Below are 16,731 nucleotides of genomic sequence, written 5' to 3' on the forward strand. Positions count from 1 at the left end.
GCGTGAGCGCGCGCGCCGATACCCCATCCTGCATTCGGCGACATAATGCTGCCATGGACCTTACACCAAACGTATTCGATACCCTCATCATCGGCGGCGGGCCAGGTGGCCTGACCGCCGCCATCTACCTGCGCCGGTTCACCCGCAATGTCGCCCTGGTCGACAAGGGCAACAGCCGCCTGGCCTGGATTCCCGTCTCGCACAACTACCCCGGCTTCCCGGACGGGATCAATGGGAAGCTGCTGCTCGACCAGCTACGCTGCCAGCTCGGCAAGTACGGCGGCCATGTGATTCCCGGCGAAATCAGCAATCTGCGCATCGACGACGGCCTGTTCATCGCCGACTGCACGAGCCCGGAGGGCGACGTCACAGAAATGCGCGCCTACACGGTGCTGCTGGCCACAGGCGTGGCTGACGTGGGCATGCCGGTCGAACGCTGGGACGAGGCCGTGGCCAGCGGCGCGGTGCGCCTGTGCCCCGTGTGCGACGGCTACGATGTGATCGACAAGCGCATCGCCGTGGCCACGGCCGAAGTCAATCCGGTCGGCCACGCCCTGTTCATGCGCAGCTTCAGCCGCGATGTGCTGCTGTTCGAGCGGGCCGACGAGTCGGTGGTCGACGCCGACCAGCATGCGCAGCTGCAGGCGGCGAACGTGCGGCACATCGCCTCACCGCTGGCCGGGGTCACGCTGACCGACGACCTGAAACCCGTGCTGCACACACGCGACGGGCAATCCTACGAATGCGATGTGTTCTACCCGATGCTGGGCGAGAATGCTCGCTCTGCCCTGGCGGCCAACCTGGGCGCCGAAACGGTCGAATGCGACACGCTGACGGTGGACGACCATTGCCGCACGGCGGTGCCGGGGCTGTACGCCATCGGGGACGTCACGCGCGGGCTGAACCAGATCACGGTGGCCACCGGCCAGGCGGCGATTGCCGCAACGACGATCCACAACATGCTGCCGTGGGCACTGCGCTAGGGCTTTAAGGTCTACTGGCCGCCGGCCAGCTTGCGGCGCCGCTCAATGGCCGCCTGCGCGGCCGTGTCGCCCGCCGCTTCGGCGCGCTGCGCCTGTACCCCCAGCCATGCCAGCAGCGGCCGGCGCCAGCCCTGGTTTGAGGCCGTGTCGACCGCCAGCGTGATTCCTGCCGGCGTGATGCGGCTCGCCTTGAACTGCGCACCAGCCGCAACCAGCCGCGCCAGGGGATCGGCAACAGTCTCCAATGCGCCGCCACTGACAACAGCCCGATGCTGTTCGGGCAGCAGCGCCACGTCCAGTCCATCCCACTGCCCCGCCAGATAGGCGGCGTAGGCACGCTGCGCCGGCGTGGCATCAGGCGCCAGCGCCGCATAACCCGGGCAATCCTCAAACACGAGACTGGCCACCTGCGCCGCGCAGCGCACCAGCTCGACCTGGGCTACATGGTCAGCGCGACCGGTGGCAGTGGTCTCGGCGCGCGCTTCGCGGAACTCGGCGTTCGACGCGGCCGTGTGCCCTTTCAGGTAATCGTCGACCGACGCGTCGAGCGCGCCCTTGGCGTTCGCCTGCCAGTCGGGTGGCAACGGCTTGCTCGCGCAGCCGGCCAGCAAGGCAGCCATCAACAATGGAATGGTCTTCATGGCAGCTTGATCTCCGGATTGGTGCGTGCGAACGGCCATTTGCGGTTGATTTCCTCGACCAGGCGATTCACCTTGCGCAGACTGGCGTCGACATCGCCGCGCAGTGCGCTCAGGTCTTCGGTCGCTTCGCGCGTGTTGGCGCCAACGGCCTGCGCTTCGACCAGCACCGCGTCGACTTTCTTCAAGGTGGCGCTCGCGTCCTTGAGCACGACATCCAGCTGGCGCACGGCCGCCTGGGCGTCGTCCATGACGCCGGCCTGGCCGAACACGCGCTGATCGGCCTTGGCCAGGATCAGGTTGACGCGGTCGAGCGCTTCCATCAGCTTCTTCGCTTCTTCGTCGCCACCCAGCGCGCCACCGAGCACGCCGTAGCGCCCCGACATGCGGCCCGTCACGGCCGACAGGTTCGACAGGCTGGTGTTCACGTCCGAGCCGGACGACGTCATCGTTTCCAGGTTTTCCAGCAGCCCCCTGGCGGTGGCGACGATGCGCGGGATTTCCGCGGTGGCGTCGCCGCGCAGCACGGTGCGGGTCGAGCCGGCCGGCAGCGGCGCATCGGTCAGCACGCCCGTGTAGGCGCGCAGGCGCGTTTCACCGACGATGCTCGACTCCAGCGTGAAGACGCTCGAGGCGCGCAGCCACTTGGCGTCCTTGCTCTGGACGTCGACCAGGATATTCACCTTGCCGGTATCGGCCAGCTCGACCTGGCGCACGCGCCCGATCGGAAAGCCGGCAAACGTCATGTCCATGCCGGGTATGACGCCGGTCGAATCGTCCGCCACGAGCGTCAGGCGCTGGGTCGGCTCGAACACGCCGCGCGCGTACATCACGTAGAACACGAAGCCACAGATCATCAGCCCCAGAAAAACGAGGAGGATCACGGCCTTGGTTTCCACGTGCTTCGGTTCGTCGGGCAGCGCGGTATCGGGAATCTGGTCCGTCATGTGGGTATTGGTCCTGTCAATCAGATGTATTTCAGTGCAAGCGAGGCCGCTTCGATCACGATCAGCACGAACAGCAGGCGCAGTGCGCCCGGCTGCACGGTCGAGACCAGGCGCCGTGGATAGCGCTGCAATTCGAGAATGGCCGCCGTGGGGATCAGCGCCACGGCCAGGCCGAACAGCACCGTCTTGAGCACGAAGCCGGCCGTGACGGTTGGTGCGAACACGCGCCCGACCGTGCGGGTATAGTCGCCCAGGCCCCACGGCGAGACGCCGTACACGTTCAGGTAGGCCAGCAGCAGCACGACGATGGACGTGACCAGAGCGAGGGTCAGCACCGACACTGCATTCGCGATCAACTGGGGCACCAGGTCGCTGCGCATGCGGCGCAGCGCATCGTCGCTGGCGCCCCGCGCAGGCAGCGCGCGGCGCGCAAGGCCCAGCGCCGACGCGTCGAACGCCATGCTGGCGCGCAGCGCGACGAACAGCGCCGCGCACAGCGGAATCAGTTCGAGCACCAGCACCCGCACCACCATCTCGAGCGCAAAGCCGGACAAGCCGTAGCTCTTGGCCGTGACCAGCACGATGCGAATGATGACCAGGCTCACCAGGCACGCAGCCAGCGTGAACCAGGGCAGCACTTGCCAGGTGCTGGCGTGGATGTGACGCGCGGTGGCGTGGAAGCGCTCGCGCTGCCAGGTGGATGGCGAGAACGCCAGCACGATGGCGACCGCGCCCAGATGGATCATGTACCACCAGCTGCGCAGGTAGCGTTTGGCGTGCGCGAACCAGAGTTCGGGATGGGCGGTGGAAGGGAGCGAGCGCGGCATGGGCTGAATGATACTGCGGTTGCGGCAGGCTGCGCGGCCCGGTGACAAATGATTACGTCACGCCGCCGCGCACGGGGCATCGCCCTACTGCCGCTTTGCCTCCATCACGCCGCCCACTTCCATGATCGCCGCCAGCGCTTTCTGCGCCTGCGCCGTCGACCCGATTTCGGCCGTGAAGATCATGCGCGCCTGGCCCTTGGCACTTTGCGTGTTCACCCCGATTACATTGATCTTCTCGCGCGAGAAGACTTCGGAGATATCGCGCAACAGCCCTTGCCGGTCCTGCGCCAGGATGAACAGGTCGATCGGGTAGACGGTCTCGTTCCCCGCTGAACCCCATTCAGTTTGAATGACCCTTTCCGGCGACTTGGTCTGCATCTCGGAAAAGTTCTTGCAGGTGAGGCGGTGAATCGAGACGCCCTTGCCGCGCGTGACGAAGCCGATGATCGGATCGGGCGGGGCCGGCTTGCAGCACTTGGCGAGCAAGGTCATCAACCCCTCGGTCCCCAGCACCAGCACGCCCGACTTGGCGCCCTGCTCCACGCTTGAAGCGCGGCTCTTGTTGTCGAACTTCGGTTCCTCGACCGGTGGCGGCTCGTCGCCATCGTGCAGCGCGGCTTCGACGTGGCGCAGGCTGAACTTGTCCTTGCCCACTTCGATGAACAGTTCATCGACCTTGGCAAAGCCCAGTTTCTGCGCGAGCAGCTCCAGGTTGACGGCCGTCTTGCCTTCACGCTGGAGCGACTTTTCGACAAGCGCGCGGCCATGGGCCAGCGTTTCGGCCTGGTCCAGCGCGTGGAACCAGGCGCGGATTTTCGAGCGCGTGCGGCTGCTGACCGCGTAGCCGGGACTGAGCCAGTCGCGCGACGGACCCTGGTTGCCGCTGGAGCCCTTGGCCGTGATGATTTCGCAGGTCTGGCCGTTTTTCAGTTGCGTATTGAGCGGCACCATCACGCCATCGATGCGCGCGCCGCGGCAGCGGTGGCCGACATCGCTGTGCAGGTGGTACGCGAAGTCGATCGGCGTGGCGCCCACCGGCAGTTCGAGTACCCGCGCCTGCGGCGTCAACACGAAGATGCGGTCGTTGAGCGTCGTGGCCTTGAGCTTTTCAACCCATTCGCGCTGCAGTTCTTCCTGGCCCGACACTGCATCGGACACGTCGGTCTTCCACGCCAGCAGCTGGCGCAGCCAGGCGATCTTTTCGTCGTATTGCTGGCTCTTGAAGTTGGAACCGCCTTCTTCTTTATAGCGCCAGTGCGCGGCGATGCCGTATTCGGCAAAGTTGTGCATCTCCTGCGTGCGAATCTGCACTTCGAGCGGCCGGCCGTCTTCGGCCATGACCACCGTGTGCAGCGAGCGGTAGCCATTGGGCTTCGGGCGCGAGATATAGTCGTCGAATTCCTTGGGCACCGGCGTCCAGATATTGTGAATCACACCCAGCACCGTGTAGCAGGTCTTGATGTCGGGGACGATCACGCGAAACGCGCGCACATCGTACAGCTCGGTGAAATCGAGCTCCTTGCCGCGCATCTTGCTCCAGATGCTGTAGATGTGCTTGGGCCGGCCAGACACATCGGCCGGAATCGAGGCCGATGCCAGCTCGCGTTGCAGGCGCTCGATCGACGAGGCGACGAAGCTTTCGCGCGACATGCGCTTTTCTTCGAGCATCTTGGCGATGCGCTTGTAGGTATCGGGTTCGATGAAGCGAAACGCCAGGTCTTCGAGTTCCCACTTCAGTTGCCAGATGCCGAGACGGTTGGCCAGCGGCGCATAGAAGTCCAGCACCTCGCGCCCGTACGCGCGCGTGACATCGTCAAAGCGTTTGTGTTCGGCAAAGTGGCGCAGCGTGGCCGCGCACGAGGCAAGACGCATCAGCACCACGCGCATGTCGGTGGCCATCGCCAGCAGCATCTTGCGCAGTGTCTCGTTTTGCGCCGCCGCCTGCTGCGCGGCGTTCTTGCCACTGCCGACGGGCGCCCCACCTGCCGTCAGGTCGCGCAGCCGGATCAGCTGATGCACGCCCTGCACGAGCGCGACGACGCCGGCGCCGAAGCGCTCCTCGAGGTCGGTGAACACGGCCGGGTCCATCAGCGCCAGCTCGAACACCAGGCCGGCGATGCGGGTTTCGGCATCGGTATTCAGGTACGCCAGCGTGCCGGCAGCGCCGAGCGAGAATTCGAACGCGCTCTGGCCCGAGCCGGCCAGGCGCGTGCCGTAGGCGCCGAACGCGTAGTCGAGCGCAGCGTGTACGCGCACGCAGTCCTCAGGGCTCAGCCCCTGTACCAGGCCGGTCTTGGCATCGCCTAACAGTGCGGTGGAGACCATGCGCTCAGCGCAGCGCGGCGATGACGCACACCTCGACCAGGCAGGCCGGGTTGGCCAGCCTGGCTTCGACGGTGGCGCGCGGCGGCGTGTGGCCCTGGGCGACCCACTCGTCCCAGACGTCGTTCATGCCAGGGAAGTTGTCCATGTCCGAGATGAAGATATTGCACGACAGGATGCATGACTTGTCGCTGCCCGCTTCGCCCAACAGGCGGTCGACGTGGCCCAGCACTTCGCGCATCTGGCCATCGATGCCCTGGGCGGTGTCTTCGGCGATCTGGCCGGCCAGGTACACGGTCTCGTTGTGGATGGCGACTTCGGACAGTCGTTTGCCTACGTACAGTCGTTTGATTTCCATGATGTCTTTCTGTTCGATGATGGTTGATTCAGGCCGGATCGTCATGATCCTGTACCGGTTAAAAATGCGCGGGCAAGCGCGATCTGGTCGGCGTGCACGAAGGTCGGCGCATGGCCGACGCCGGGGATTTCGATCAGGCGCGCATGCGGCCCGCGCGTCGTCATCTGCTGCGCCGTAACGCGCGAGAGCAGGTCGGACTGTTCGCCACGTACCAGCAGCGTCGGGCACCTGATCGCATCCCACGCCGCCCACAGCGCCGCTTCGTCGTCGGCCGCACGTTCGACCGTCATGGCGCGAAACGGCTGCGCCAGATTCAGGTCGTAATGGCGGCGCCACTGCCCGTTGTCATCCTGGCGCAGCACATCGCTGGCCAGCTTGTGCCATTCGTCGTCGGCGTGCGGGCCGAATGGCGCCGAGACGGTCTTGATGTAGTCGGCGCCGGCGGCAAAGCTCGGGAAGCGCACATCCTGGCCGATATATTCGCCGATGCGCTGCAGCGCCTCGCCGCCCAGTGCCGGGCCGATATCATTGATCACGAGCCGCGAGATCGGCGAGCCTTCCAGGGCGGCCAGCGTCATGCCGATCAGCCCCCCCATCGAGGTACCGAACCAGGCGACATCCCCGCTGTCGGCGCCGGCAGTCACGCGGGCGATCAGCGTGACCATATCGGCCACGTATTGCGACACCTGGTAGCCGGCCGGATCGCGCAGCCGGTCGGAGCGCCCGCGCCCGACGATATCGGGGCATACGACGCGCCAGGTATCGCACAGCGCGCGCGCCAGATGGTCGAAATCATCCCCGACGCGGGTCACGCCATGCACGCACACGAGCACCTTCGGATTGTCCGCAGCGCCCCATTCCTTGTAGGCGACGCGGTGCAACCCGGCAGGCGAGATGCACTGGACGCTCTTGAATCTGGGCTCGGACATCGCGACTCCGGAATAAGAAAATCATGAAAGGCGCCTGGCTGCTTTCGCACGCGGGAGGCGTTACGGTTAGAATTCTACCAATTCTGAGGGAGTTCCCCCCATCCGCTCGCCAACGGGCATTTACCCATGAGGACACAATGACATCGACCATGCTAAACGGTAAAACGGCTCTCGTCACCGGATCGACCTCGGGCATCGGCCTGGGCATCGCACGCTCGCTGGCCGAACAGGGGGCCAATATCGTGTTCAACGGCTTCGGCGACGCGCAGCAGATCGAAAAACTTTACACCGATATCGGCGCCGAATTCGGTGTGCAAACGGCGTACCACAATGCCGACATGTCCAAGCCGGCTGAGATCGCCGCGCTGATGCAGTATGCCAGCGACAAATTCGGCGGCGTCGACATCCTGGTCAACAATGCGGGGATCCAGCACGTGGCCGCGCTTGAGGATTTTCCGACTGAGCGCTGGGACGCAATCATCGCCATCAACCTGAGTTCGGCCTTCCACACGACGCGCCTGGCCTTGCCCGGCATGAAGCAAAAGAACTGGGGCCGCATCATCAATCTGGCCTCGGTCCATGGCCTGGTGGGCTCGAGCCAGAAGTCGGCGTATGTCGCGGCCAAGCACGGGCTGGTCGGCCTGACCAAGGTCACCGCGCTGGAAACGGCGCAGACGGGCGTGACCTGCAATGCGATCTGCCCGGGCTTTGTGCTGACGCCTCTGGTCCAGAAACAGGTCGACGACCGCGCCGCGCGCGAAGGCATCGACAACGACGCCGCGCGCAAGGCGCTGCTGCTCGAGAAGCAGCCGTCCGGTGAATTCGTCACGCCCGACGAACTGGGCGCGCTGGCCGTGTTCTTCTGCAGTCCGGCGGCAAACCAGGTGCGCGGCGTGGCATGGAATATGGACGGCGGCTGGGCCGCCCAGTAACAATTCTCCCGTCGCGGCCGGGCTTTGCCGCCCGGTCATGCACACTCCGGGTGCGAAAATTTCCACGCTGCACTGCTGCAGTGCAGCATGCGGATTTCCACAATAGCCCGCACCGGCTGAATGCGCCACCATGGCATTACTACCAACCTCGTTGAAGAGTTGCCATGAAGAAGCCGTTTTATAAAATCCTGTACGTCCAGGTATTGTTCGCCATTGTTCTTGGCGTGTTGCTGGGCGTATTTTACCCAGAGGTAGGCACTGCGATGAAGCCTTTGGGAGACGGCTTCATCAAACTGATCAAGATGATCATCGCCCCCGTGATCTTCTGTACCGTCGTCGCAGGTATCGCGGGCATGCAGGACATGAAGAAGATCGGCCGCGTTGGCGGCAAGGCATTGCTGTACTTCGAGGTCGTCTCGACCTTTGCGCTGGCCATCGGCCTGGTCGTGGCCAACGTCGCCAAGCCGGGCGCCGGCTTCAACGTCGATCCGGCCACGCTCGATTCGAGCGCGATTGCGCAATACACGACCAATGCGCATGCCCAGACCACGACCGAGTTCATCATGCACATCATCCCGACGACGTTCGTGGATGCGTTTGCTACGGGTAACATCCTGCAGGTGCTGCTGGTCGCAATCCTGTTCGGTTTCGCACTGTCGATGATGGGCGAGCGCGGCCGTCCAGTAACCAAACTCATCGATGACGTCTCGCACGTGATCTTTGGCATCGTCAACATCATCATGAAGGTCGCGCCACTGGGCGCATTCGGCGCGATGGCGTTCACGATCGGCAAGTACGGCATCGCGTCGCTGCTGCCGCTGGCCAAGCTGATGGGCTCGTTCTACCTGACTTGCGCCCTGTTCATCTTCATCGTGCTGGGCACGATCGCCCGCTTCACCGGCTTCTCGATCTTCAAGTTCATCCGCTACATCAAGGAAGAACTGCTGATCGTGCTGGGTACGTCGTCGTCGGAAAGCGCGCTGCCAAGCCTGATGCGCAAGCTGGAAAGCCTGGGCTGCGCCAAGCCGGTCGTCGGCCTGGTGGTGCCAACCGGTTACTCGTTCAACCTGGACGGCACCAATATCTACATGACGATGGCGGCCCTGTTCGTGGCGCAAGCGACCAACACCGACCTGACGCTGACCCAGGAACTGACCATCCTGCTGGTGGCGATGCTGACCTCGAAAGGCGCGTCGGGCATCACCGGCGCCGGCTTCATCACGCTGGCCGCAACGCTGGCCGTCGTGCCGACGATTCCGGTGGCCGGCATGGCGCTGATCCTGGGCATCGACCGCTTCATGAGCGAAGCGCGCGCGCTGACCAACTTCATCGGCAACGGTGTGGCCACGGTCGTCGTGTCGAAATGGGAAAACGAACTCGACGTCAAGCGCATGGACGACGTGTTGCATGGCCGCGTGATCGTCGAAGATCAGACCACGATGAAGGCCGTGCGCGAAGCGGCGTAATCTTCTGCCATTGCCCGTCCATGAGAGCCGCACCCTTTGGGGTGCGGCTTTTTTTGGCTTGCCTGGTCGTGTGGAGGCCGCCTGGTAGCGTCTGGTATATTCCGAACATCCCGACTGACGACCGGCCGCGCCGGTGCTTCCACGATGCTGATTGCCGCCACCCCCGACAACGAAGCCGCGCGCCTGGCGGCCCTGTACGACCTGCTGATCCTCGATACGCCCGCAGAGGAACGCTATGACCGGATCGTGGCCTTTGCCGCCAGCGAGTTCGATGTGCCCATCGTTACCATCACGCTGGTCGACACCGACCGCCAATGGTTCAAGGCCCGCACCGGCACCGAGCTGTGCGAAACCGGCCGCGACATCTCGCTGTGCTCTCATGCGATCCTCGAGCAAGACATCCTGGTCGTGGGCGACACGCTGCTCGACCCGCGCTTTGCCGACAACCCTCTCGTCACAGGCCCGCCGCACATCCGCTTCTATGCCGGCGCGCCATTGACCTTGCCCTTAAACCTGAGCCTGGGCACCTTGTGCCTGATCGACCGCATCCCACGCACGCTGGACGCGATGGAACTGGGCATCCTGCGCACGCTGCGCGATCTGGTCGTGATGGAACTGCGCAATATCAGTGAGGTGGCCGATGCCTGACGCAACCAAGAACATTCTTTTGGTCGAACCGGAACCCATGCTGCGCCGTACCGTCGCGATGACGGCGCGCAGCCTGAATCTGGGCCAGGTCCATGAAGCGGCAACCAGTGCGGCCGCCCTGCGCCTGTTGAGCGTGCGCACCTTCCAGGGCGCGGTCATCGCCGTCGACTGCGTGGGCAGCGGCAAGGACAGCCGCTACGACCTGGGCCTGATCGACCGCCTGCGCGCCGATGCGGCCGCCAACAAGCAAGGCTTGTCGATCGCGATCATGACCGAGACCGCCACGCCCGAACTCCTGAGCGACCTGCGCGAACGCCGGATCAGCCGCGTGATCCTCAAGCCGTTTCGCGCCAGGGTCGTGCTCGACACGATCGAGACGATGTGCCGCTCAGGCAAAACGTGAACCCCTCTCGCCACAGGAAGCACAAATCTTCGTAGACAACTCGATCTAGACAAGATAATCTAGGATCAACCTGCCTATCCGAGGATGTCATGCCGCTCTCCCCTGACGCGCCCAAGCCCACGCCCGCCGAGCTCGACCTGCTACAAGTGCTGTGGCCGTTGGGTGCTGCCACCGCCAAGCAGGTCCATGAGGCGATGCTGCCACAACGGCCAGATGTGACCTACGCCACGGTGCTGCGGCTGATGCAGGTGATGCATGCCAAAGGCTTGCTGGCGCGGGACGAAAGCGAACGCTCGCACGTCTACAGTCCCGTCCACGCGCGCGATGCGCTGCAGGGCAATTTACTGAACGACCTGATGCAGCGGGCATTTGCCGGCTCGGCCAAGGCGCTCGTGCTGGCGGCGCTCAAGAGCGGCATCTCGAAGAAGGAACGGGCCGAGATCGAACAACTGCTGAAGGACGGGGACGGCCAATGACCGCCGCCCATCTGGTCGCCAGCATCGGCTGGACACTCGTCGAATTCCTCTGGCAAGGCGCGCTGATCGGCTGCGCCGTAGCGCTGGCCATGAGCCTGCTGCGCAATGCGCGCGCCGAGCACCGGTATGCGGTCGCCTGCACCGGGCTGTTGCTGTGCCTGCTCTGGCCGGCTGCCGAACTGGCGGCGCGCCTGGCCGGCACCCAGGATCTGGCAGCCCAGCCGATGGAGACCTTTGCCAGCGGCCTGCTGGCCAGTGGGCTCGACGACAGCTGGCGCGCCATCTTCGAGCGCAGCCTGGGCTGGATTGTCGGCACGTGGGGCGTCTGCGCGCTCGTGCTTGCATTGCGGATGGTCGCAGGCCTGCTGTGGCTGCACCGCGCTGCAACGGTCGAGGCGGGCGAACCGGCCTGGCAAGCCCGGCTCAACCGGATGGCGAAGGCCGCCGGCATTGCGCGCACGGTGCGGCTGCGCATCGTCGCGGGCCTGGCCAGCCCGGTCACCTTCGGCTGGTGGCGCCCGGTGGTGCTGGTGCCGGCATCGCTCGTATCCGGTATGCCGCCCCACTTGCTCGAAGCGCTGCTGGCGCACGAACTGGCCCATATCCGGCGTCACGATTACCTCGTCAACCTGCTGCAGAACGTGGTCGAGGCACTGCTGTTTTATCACCCGGCAATCTGGTGGATCTCGGGACGCATCCGCGCCGAACGGGAACTGGTTGCCGACACCATCGCAGCAAGACAACTGGGCGAACCGCGGCGCCTGGCTCTTGCGCTATCCGAACTGGAACGACTCCAGTTTTCAACCCAGCATCTGGCCCAGGCGGCCAATGGAGGCAATCTCATGCAACGCATCAAACAACTCGTTCGTCCCGACACGCAGGCACTGAACTGGAAAGCCGCGCTTCCGGTGCTCGGCCTGGCTTTGGCTGCCCTGGCCGGCTGCACGAGCACGGCGCCCGTCAATCCGTTCGCCGCCATGCCCGACAACGACACCACGTCGCCGGTCGCGAAATTCAATTCGTGCGCGAAGCCTGTGTACCCGGCCGATGCGCTGGCAGCCAAGGTCGAAGGCACGGTAACGCTGGGGATGCTGGTGAAGGCCGATGGGAAGGTGCGCGAAGCTGTCGTGCGCCAGACCAGCGGCAATGGGTCGCTCGACGAAGCAGCGCGCGCCGCGATTGCCAAATGCAGCTTCCAGCCGGGCACGGTGAATGGCGCGGCGAAGGAACAGTGGACCGAAGTGAAGTACGTGTGGACGACGAGCTAAGGACACGCCATGTGGAAACATCCCCGTACGTCGATCGTCGCCCTGAGCCTGATGGGCGCACTTGGCGGTTGCGCGCAGACGCCGCCTGCCCCCACGGAATTCACGGCCGTCCCGGCCACGAAGGGCGGGCCTGACGCCACGTCGTGCAGCCGGCCGGTTTACCCGCCGCAGGCGCTGGCAAACAAGATCACGGGGACCTCGACCATCGGTTTTCTGATCGGGCCCGACGGCAAGGTGCAGAATACCCGCCTGTACCAGTCGAGCGGCGACGCGTCGCTTGACGAGGCAGCGCGGGCTGCCCTGGCGTTGTGCATCTTCAAGCCGGCAATGGCCAAGGGCAAGCCGGTAGCGGCCTGGGTACCGGTACAGTACGTGTGGACGCTGCCATAGGCGCAGAATGACAAGGGCGCCGACCTGCGGCGCCCTTCATTTCTTGCTGGTTGCGTCTCAGACGGCCGACGTATCGAGCTCGCAACCGGTGGCGGCGACGATCTCATCCACACCCACGCCTGGCGCCAGTTCGACCAGCTTCAAACCGGTGGCCGTCACGTCGAGCACGCCGAGATCGGTGATGATACGGTCGACCACGCCGACACCCGTCAAGGGCAGATCGCACTTTTTCAGCAGCTTGTGGCTGGTAGAGCCATCCTTGGCGGTGGCGACATGTTCCATCACCACGACCACGCGCTTGACGCCGGCCACCAAGTCCATCGCACCGCCCATGCCCTTGACCATTTTCCCCGGGATCATCCAGTTGGCCAGGTCGCCTTCTTCCGAGACTTGCATCGCGCCCAGAATCGCCAGGTTGATTTTGCCACCGCGAATCATGCCAAACGAATCGGCCGAGCTGAAGTAGGCCGAGCCCGGCAGCGCCGTCACGGTCTGCTTGCCGGCGTTGATCAGGTCGGCGTCGACCGCATCCTCTGTCGGGAACGGGCCGATGCCGAGCAGACCGTTTTCGGACTGTAGCGAGACCTCGATATCCTTCGGCACATAGTTTGCCACCAGGGTTGGTAATCCAATGCCCAGGTTCACGTAGAAGCCGTCTTGCAGCTCCAGCGCCGCACGCGCGGCCATTTCATCACGAGTCCATGCCATGTTGTTATCTCCGTTTCTGTCGTCGGGTTAAAGCGCTTAGTTGCCGATGTTGCTCACCGTGCGCACGGTACGCTGCTCGATGCGCTTTTCGGGCGACGCGTTGTGGACGATGCGGTGCACGAAGATGCCCGGGGTATGCACGTGGTCGGGATCGATCTCGCCGACCTCTACCAGCTTCTCGACTTCGACGATGCAGATCTTGCCGGCCGTGGCCACGTTGGGGTTGAAGTTGCGGGCCGTCTTGCGAAACACGAGGTTGCCCGAGCGGTCGGCCATATAGGCCTTGACCAGCGACACATCGGGGAACAGCGCATGTTCCATCACATAATGCTCGCCGTTGAATTCGCGCGTTTCCTTGCCCTCGGCGACGATGGTGCCGTAGCCGGTCTTGGTAAAGAAGGCCGGGATGCCGGCGCCGCCAGCGCGCAGCTTTTCGGCCAGCGTGCCTTGTGGCGTGAATTCGAGTTCGAGTTCGCCGGCCAGGAACTGGCGCGCAAATTCCTTGTTTTCGCCGACGTACGACGCGATCATTTTCTTGATCTGGCGTGTCTCGAGCAACTGGCCCAGGCCGAAGCCATCGACGCCCGCGTTGTTGGAGATGGCGGTGAGTTGCTTGACACCCGAGTCGCGCAATGCCGCGATCAGGGCTTCCGGAATACCGCACAGGCCAAACCCGCCCACGGCGATCGTCTGGCCGTCCTGCACGACGCCTGCAAGTGCCGAGCGCGCGTCTGGATACACTTTATTCATACCTGTCCCTTTTATAAGTTTGAGAACCCGTCTCAGCATAGAATACCGGCAGCCCGTGCACAATACCGTAGAACTACCGCCATGCCGCGCCACCTGCATCCCAACGAACAACGCCCTGATCCGCCTCACATGAACCTGCCGCACACGATTGACTACGAGATGATTTTCCAGCACGCGCCAGTGGGCATGTGCATCTCGCGCGACCGGGTGATCCAGGCCTGCAATGGCGCACTGGCAGCGATGTTCGGCCATCCGGCCGGCCACCTGACCGGCTCGTCGTTCTCGGTGCTGTATCCGACGATGGACGAATTTCTGCGCACAGGCGACCGCATCATCCCGATCATGAACGCGAAGGGGCGCTACTCGGACGAGCGCATCATGCGCCGCGCCAATGGCGAGCTGTTCTGGTGCCACGTGACGGGCCGTGCGCTGTCCCCGCTCGAACCCCTGGGCGCCGGCGTCTGGATCTTCGAGGATGTCAGCGAGAAGCGGCCCGTGACGGCGCAACTGACGCCGCGCGAGCGCGAGATCGCCGCGCTGCTGGTCGAGGGCAAGACCAGCAAGGTGATCGCGCGCGAAACCGACCTCAGTCCGCGCACGGTCGAAATGCACCGCGCCAGCCTGATGCGCAAGTTCGCGGCATCGACGTCGGTGGAGCTGGTGCACAAGCTGGTGGGCGCGGGCTGAGGGGCACCAGCGCCCCGCTGCACCTTCCCGCGATTACAGGTACAGCTCCCAGTGCTGTGCGCGCATGCGCCCGATCATCAGGCGCAAATCCCCATCAAGCCGGCGGTCTTCAAGCACCGGCGCAATATCCCGGCCCAACTGCGCCAGCATCTGCGCCAGCGGCGCCGGCAGTACGCGCTCCGGCTCGAGCCGGCAGCGCAGCCACACGCCCTGGCGCACCGCGATCAAGAGCGCCGCAGCCACCTGCTCGGTCAGTTCCAGCACGCGCAGGCAGTCACGCGCGGCGATCGTGCCCATGCTGACCTTGTCCTGGTTATGGCATTCGGTCGAACGCGAAAAAACCGAGGCCGGCATCGTCAGCTTGAGTGCTTCGGCGGTCCAGGCCGAGGCGCTGATTTGCAGTGCCTTGAGACCGTGGTTGATGGCGGCGCGCTCGCCCTCCATGCCCGACAGGTTGGCGGGCAGTCCGGCGTTGTAGCGCGGGTCGACCAGCAGCGCCAGTTGCCGGTCGAGCAGGTCGGCCAGGTTGGCGACGGCATTCTTCATGCTGTCCATTGCGAAGGCGATATGGCCGCCGTAGAAATGCCCGCCATGCAGTACGCGCTCGCCCTCGGCGTCGATGATCGGATTGTCGTTGGCGCTATTGAGTTCGTTCTCGATGGTGGTACGAAAGAACGGCAACGCGTCAGCCAGCACGCCGATCACATGCGGCGCGCAGCGGATCGAATAGCGGTCCTGCAGGCGCGTGCCATTGCGCTCCTGCTGGCCGGTGTACGCCAGATCGGCGCGCAGCCAGGCAGCCACGTCCTGCATGCCCGCATGCGGCTTGACCGAGAACAGCGTTTGATCGAAGTGATGGGCGTTGCCATCGAGCGCAAACGACGCCATTGCCGTGATGCGCGTGGTCAGGCGCGTCAGGTAGTGGGCGCGGTCCCAGGCCAGGCAGGCCAGGCCCGTCATGACGGCGGTACCGTTCATGATCGCCAGCCCCTCTTTCGGCCGCAGGCGCAGCGGCGCGATGCCGGCCTCGCGCAGCGCATCGGCAGCCGGCATCTGCACGCCGTGGCGCAGCACTTCGCGTTCGCCGCACAGTACGGCCGCGAGATAGGACAGCGGGGTCAGGTCGCCGCTGGCGCCGACCGAGCCTTCGCTCGGGATCAGCGGCAACAGGTCGGCGTCGAACAGTCGCACGATCTGCTCGAGCAGGTCAATGCTGACCCCCGAAAAGCCTTTCGCCAGCGACGCGAGGCGCGTGGCCATCACGGCGCGCGTCTCGGCAGGATCCAGAAAACTGCCCAGGCCGCACCCGTGGTAGGTGTACAGGTGGTGCGGCAGTTCGGTCACGAGCGCCAGAGGTACGGGCACCGTGCATGAATCGCCATAACCGGTGGTCACGCCGTAGATGGCGCCGTCTTCAAGCAGCAGCCGGTCGAGAAAGTCGGCGCCACGCTGAATAAAAGCGCGAAAGGCGGGGTCGGACGAGAGGATCGGCCGCGCTGCGCCACGCGCGATGGCGACGATGTCGTCCAGCGCGAGGCGGTTGCGGTCGAAACAGACCACGGCGATCACGCTGCCGGAAAGACGCTGCGCAGTGCAGCCGGTAACGGGGCCGACTTGCCCACCTTGAAATCGACCCACACCACCTTGGCCATGCCATTGGCGTGCAACTCGCCCGATTCGCCATTGGCGTCCAGCAAACGGATCTCGTGCGAGACCTCGATGCTCGATCGCCCCGGCGGCGCGATGAAGGTACGCACCTCGATCTCGCCCGGATAGGTCAGTTGCTTGAGGAAGTTCATCGACGCGTTGACGATGACGGGGCCCTGGTCGCGCGAGTCGGGCAAGCCGCCGACCTGCTCGAGCCAGGCAATGCGGGCCGACTCGATGTAACGGAAATAATTGGTATTGTTGACGTGCCCCATGGCGTCCATATCGCCCCAGCGGATCGGCATGCGCATGGTGTGCACCAGTATCGGTGCGGTAATCTCACTACTCATTC

19 protein-coding genes are annotated in these 16,731 nt (G+C 64.6%); 9 read left to right on the forward strand and 10 right to left on the reverse strand.

Annotated elements, in window-relative coordinates:
- Positions 1–53 precede the first annotated feature (53 nt).
- A complete protein-coding gene (locus AC56LY_RS10215; protein ID WP_499578935.1) occupies positions 54–983 on the forward strand; it encodes an NAD(P)/FAD-dependent oxidoreductase in 930 nt (309 codons plus the stop codon).
- A gap of 11 nt (positions 984–994) precedes the next feature.
- Here the strand turns inward: AC56LY_RS10215 and AC56LY_RS10220 are convergent, their stop codons facing one another.
- The 6 genes from AC56LY_RS10220 to AC56LY_RS10245 form a co-directional block, all read right to left on the reverse strand.
- Entirely contained in the window at positions 995–1,624 is a 630-nt protein-coding gene (locus AC56LY_RS10220) for a hypothetical protein (RefSeq protein ID WP_499578938.1), read from the reverse strand.
- Complete coding sequence (locus AC56LY_RS10225) at positions 1,621–2,568, reverse strand: MlaD family protein (RefSeq protein WP_499454324.1); 948 nt, start codon at positions 2,566–2,568, stop codon at positions 1,621–1,623. Before AC56LY_RS10225 ends, AC56LY_RS10220 begins: the two co-directional genes overlap by 4 nt.
- A 20-nt stretch (positions 2,569–2,588) precedes the next feature.
- On the reverse strand, positions 2,589–3,395 hold the full coding sequence (locus tag AC56LY_RS10230; RefSeq protein WP_499578944.1) for an MlaE family ABC transporter permease: 807 nt from the start codon (positions 3,393–3,395) through the stop codon (positions 2,589–2,591).
- A gap of 84 nt (positions 3,396–3,479) precedes the next feature.
- A complete protein-coding gene (locus tag AC56LY_RS10235; RefSeq protein WP_499578946.1) occupies positions 3,480–5,720 on the reverse strand; it encodes a RelA/SpoT family protein in 2,241 nt (746 codons plus the stop codon).
- A 4-nt stretch (positions 5,721–5,724) separates the two neighbouring features.
- Positions 5,725–6,075: a RidA family protein gene (locus AC56LY_RS10240; protein ID WP_499578949.1), complete on the reverse strand. Its 351-nt coding sequence runs from the start codon at positions 6,073–6,075 to the stop codon at positions 5,725–5,727.
- A 41-nt stretch (positions 6,076–6,116) separates the two neighbouring features.
- Positions 6,117–7,004, reverse strand: a complete 888-nt coding sequence (locus AC56LY_RS10245; RefSeq protein WP_499578953.1) for an alpha/beta fold hydrolase — start codon at positions 7,002–7,004, stop codon at positions 6,117–6,119.
- 149 nt (positions 7,005–7,153) lie between these two features.
- Here AC56LY_RS10245 and AC56LY_RS10250 point away from each other — a divergent pair, with 149 nt between their 5' ends.
- From AC56LY_RS10250 to AC56LY_RS10280, 7 genes are all read left to right on the forward strand, one after another.
- On the forward strand, positions 7,154–7,936 hold the full coding sequence (locus AC56LY_RS10250) for a 3-hydroxybutyrate dehydrogenase (RefSeq protein WP_499578957.1): 783 nt from the start codon (positions 7,154–7,156) through the stop codon (positions 7,934–7,936).
- Positions 7,937–8,100: 164 nt separating this feature from the next.
- A complete protein-coding gene (locus tag AC56LY_RS10255) occupies positions 8,101–9,402 on the forward strand; it encodes a dicarboxylate/amino acid:cation symporter (protein WP_499578961.1) in 1,302 nt (433 codons plus the stop codon).
- A 144-nt stretch (positions 9,403–9,546) separates the two neighbouring features.
- Positions 9,547–10,050: a GAF domain-containing protein gene (locus tag AC56LY_RS10260; protein WP_499578963.1), complete on the forward strand. Its 504-nt coding sequence runs from the start codon at positions 9,547–9,549 to the stop codon at positions 10,048–10,050.
- Positions 10,043–10,453 carry a response regulator gene (locus AC56LY_RS10265; protein WP_499578966.1) on the forward strand — a complete coding sequence of 137 codons (411 nt, stop codon included), beginning with the start codon at positions 10,043–10,045 and terminating at the stop codon, positions 10,451–10,453. Before AC56LY_RS10260 ends, AC56LY_RS10265 begins: the two co-directional genes overlap by 8 nt.
- A gap of 89 nt (positions 10,454–10,542) precedes the next feature.
- Positions 10,543–10,929: a BlaI/MecI/CopY family transcriptional regulator gene (locus AC56LY_RS10270; RefSeq protein ID WP_499578969.1), complete on the forward strand. Its 387-nt coding sequence runs from the start codon at positions 10,543–10,545 to the stop codon at positions 10,927–10,929.
- Positions 10,926–12,197 carry a M56 family metallopeptidase gene (locus tag AC56LY_RS10275; RefSeq protein ID WP_499578972.1) on the forward strand — a complete coding sequence of 424 codons (1,272 nt, stop codon included), beginning with the start codon at positions 10,926–10,928 and terminating at the stop codon, positions 12,195–12,197. Before AC56LY_RS10270 ends, AC56LY_RS10275 begins: the two co-directional genes overlap by 4 nt.
- A gap of 9 nt (positions 12,198–12,206) precedes the next feature.
- Complete coding sequence (locus AC56LY_RS10280; protein ID WP_499578973.1) at positions 12,207–12,587, forward strand: energy transducer TonB; 381 nt, start codon at positions 12,207–12,209, stop codon at positions 12,585–12,587.
- 57 nt (positions 12,588–12,644) lie between these two features.
- Here the strand turns inward: AC56LY_RS10280 and AC56LY_RS10285 are convergent, their stop codons facing one another.
- A complete protein-coding gene (locus tag AC56LY_RS10285) occupies positions 12,645–13,295 on the reverse strand; it encodes a 3-oxoacid CoA-transferase subunit B (RefSeq protein ID WP_499454339.1) in 651 nt (216 codons plus the stop codon).
- Positions 13,296–13,331: 36 nt separating this feature from the next.
- Positions 13,332–14,045 carry a CoA transferase subunit A gene (locus tag AC56LY_RS10290; protein WP_499578975.1) on the reverse strand — a complete coding sequence of 238 codons (714 nt, stop codon included), beginning with the start codon at positions 14,043–14,045 and terminating at the stop codon, positions 13,332–13,334.
- Between the two features lie 129 nt (positions 14,046–14,174).
- On the opposite strand from AC56LY_RS10290, the gene AC56LY_RS10295 reads away from it, so the two are divergent.
- Positions 14,175–14,732 carry a LuxR C-terminal-related transcriptional regulator gene (locus AC56LY_RS10295; protein WP_499578977.1) on the forward strand — a complete coding sequence of 186 codons (558 nt, stop codon included), beginning with the start codon at positions 14,175–14,177 and terminating at the stop codon, positions 14,730–14,732.
- Between the two features lie 33 nt (positions 14,733–14,765).
- Here the strand turns inward: AC56LY_RS10295 and AC56LY_RS10300 are convergent, their stop codons facing one another.
- Together AC56LY_RS10300 and AC56LY_RS10305 are read right to left on the reverse strand one after the other, a co-directional pair.
- A complete protein-coding gene (locus AC56LY_RS10300; protein ID WP_499582014.1) occupies positions 14,766–16,301 on the reverse strand; it encodes an HAL/PAL/TAL family ammonia-lyase in 1,536 nt (511 codons plus the stop codon).
- Positions 16,298–16,729: an acyl-CoA thioesterase gene (locus tag AC56LY_RS10305; protein ID WP_499578979.1), complete on the reverse strand. Its 432-nt coding sequence runs from the start codon at positions 16,727–16,729 to the stop codon at positions 16,298–16,300. The genes AC56LY_RS10300 and AC56LY_RS10305 overlap by 4 nt, the downstream gene beginning before the upstream one ends.
- Between the last annotated feature and the right edge of the window lie 2 nt (positions 16,730–16,731).

This window comes from Telluria sp. ZT3P25, from assembly GCF_059685895.1.

Excerpts from the sequence above, each read along its gene's own strand:
- AC56LY_RS10215 (WP_499578935.1), top strand. The coding sequence starts at position 54 with ATGGACCTTACACCAAACGTATTCGATACCCTCATCATCGGCGGCGGG.
- AC56LY_RS10220 (WP_499578938.1), bottom strand. The coding sequence starts at position 1,624 with ATGAAGACCATTCCATTGTTGATGGCTGCCTTGCTGGCCGGCTGCGCG.
- AC56LY_RS10225 (WP_499454324.1), bottom strand. The coding sequence starts at position 2,568 with ATGACGGACCAGATTCCCGATACCGCGCTGCCCGACGAACCGAAGCAC.
- AC56LY_RS10230 (WP_499578944.1), bottom strand. The coding sequence starts at position 3,395 with ATGCCGCGCTCGCTCCCTTCCACCGCCCATCCCGAACTCTGGTTCGCG.
- AC56LY_RS10235 (WP_499578946.1), bottom strand. The coding sequence starts at position 5,720 with ATGGTCTCCACCGCACTGTTAGGCGATGCCAAGACCGGCCTGGTACAG.
- AC56LY_RS10240 (WP_499578949.1), bottom strand. The coding sequence starts at position 6,075 with ATGGAAATCAAACGACTGTACGTAGGCAAACGACTGTCCGAAGTCGCC.
- AC56LY_RS10245 (WP_499578953.1), bottom strand. The coding sequence starts at position 7,004 with ATGTCCGAGCCCAGATTCAAGAGCGTCCAGTGCATCTCGCCTGCCGGG.
- AC56LY_RS10250 (WP_499578957.1), top strand. The coding sequence starts at position 7,154 with ATGCTAAACGGTAAAACGGCTCTCGTCACCGGATCGACCTCGGGCATC.
- AC56LY_RS10255 (WP_499578961.1), top strand. The coding sequence starts at position 8,101 with ATGAAGAAGCCGTTTTATAAAATCCTGTACGTCCAGGTATTGTTCGCC.
- AC56LY_RS10260 (WP_499578963.1), top strand. The coding sequence starts at position 9,547 with ATGCTGATTGCCGCCACCCCCGACAACGAAGCCGCGCGCCTGGCGGCC.
- AC56LY_RS10265 (WP_499578966.1), top strand. The coding sequence starts at position 10,043 with ATGCCTGACGCAACCAAGAACATTCTTTTGGTCGAACCGGAACCCATG.
- AC56LY_RS10270 (WP_499578969.1), top strand. The coding sequence starts at position 10,543 with ATGCCGCTCTCCCCTGACGCGCCCAAGCCCACGCCCGCCGAGCTCGAC.
- AC56LY_RS10275 (WP_499578972.1), top strand. The coding sequence starts at position 10,926 with ATGACCGCCGCCCATCTGGTCGCCAGCATCGGCTGGACACTCGTCGAA.
- AC56LY_RS10280 (WP_499578973.1), top strand. The coding sequence starts at position 12,207 with ATGTGGAAACATCCCCGTACGTCGATCGTCGCCCTGAGCCTGATGGGC.
- AC56LY_RS10285 (WP_499454339.1), bottom strand. The coding sequence starts at position 13,295 with ATGGCATGGACTCGTGATGAAATGGCCGCGCGTGCGGCGCTGGAGCTG.
- AC56LY_RS10290 (WP_499578975.1), bottom strand. The coding sequence starts at position 14,045 with ATGAATAAAGTGTATCCAGACGCGCGCTCGGCACTTGCAGGCGTCGTG.
- AC56LY_RS10295 (WP_499578977.1), top strand. The coding sequence starts at position 14,175 with ATGAACCTGCCGCACACGATTGACTACGAGATGATTTTCCAGCACGCG.
- AC56LY_RS10305 (WP_499578979.1), bottom strand. The coding sequence starts at position 16,729 with ATGAGTAGTGAGATTACCGCACCGATACTGGTGCACACCATGCGCATG.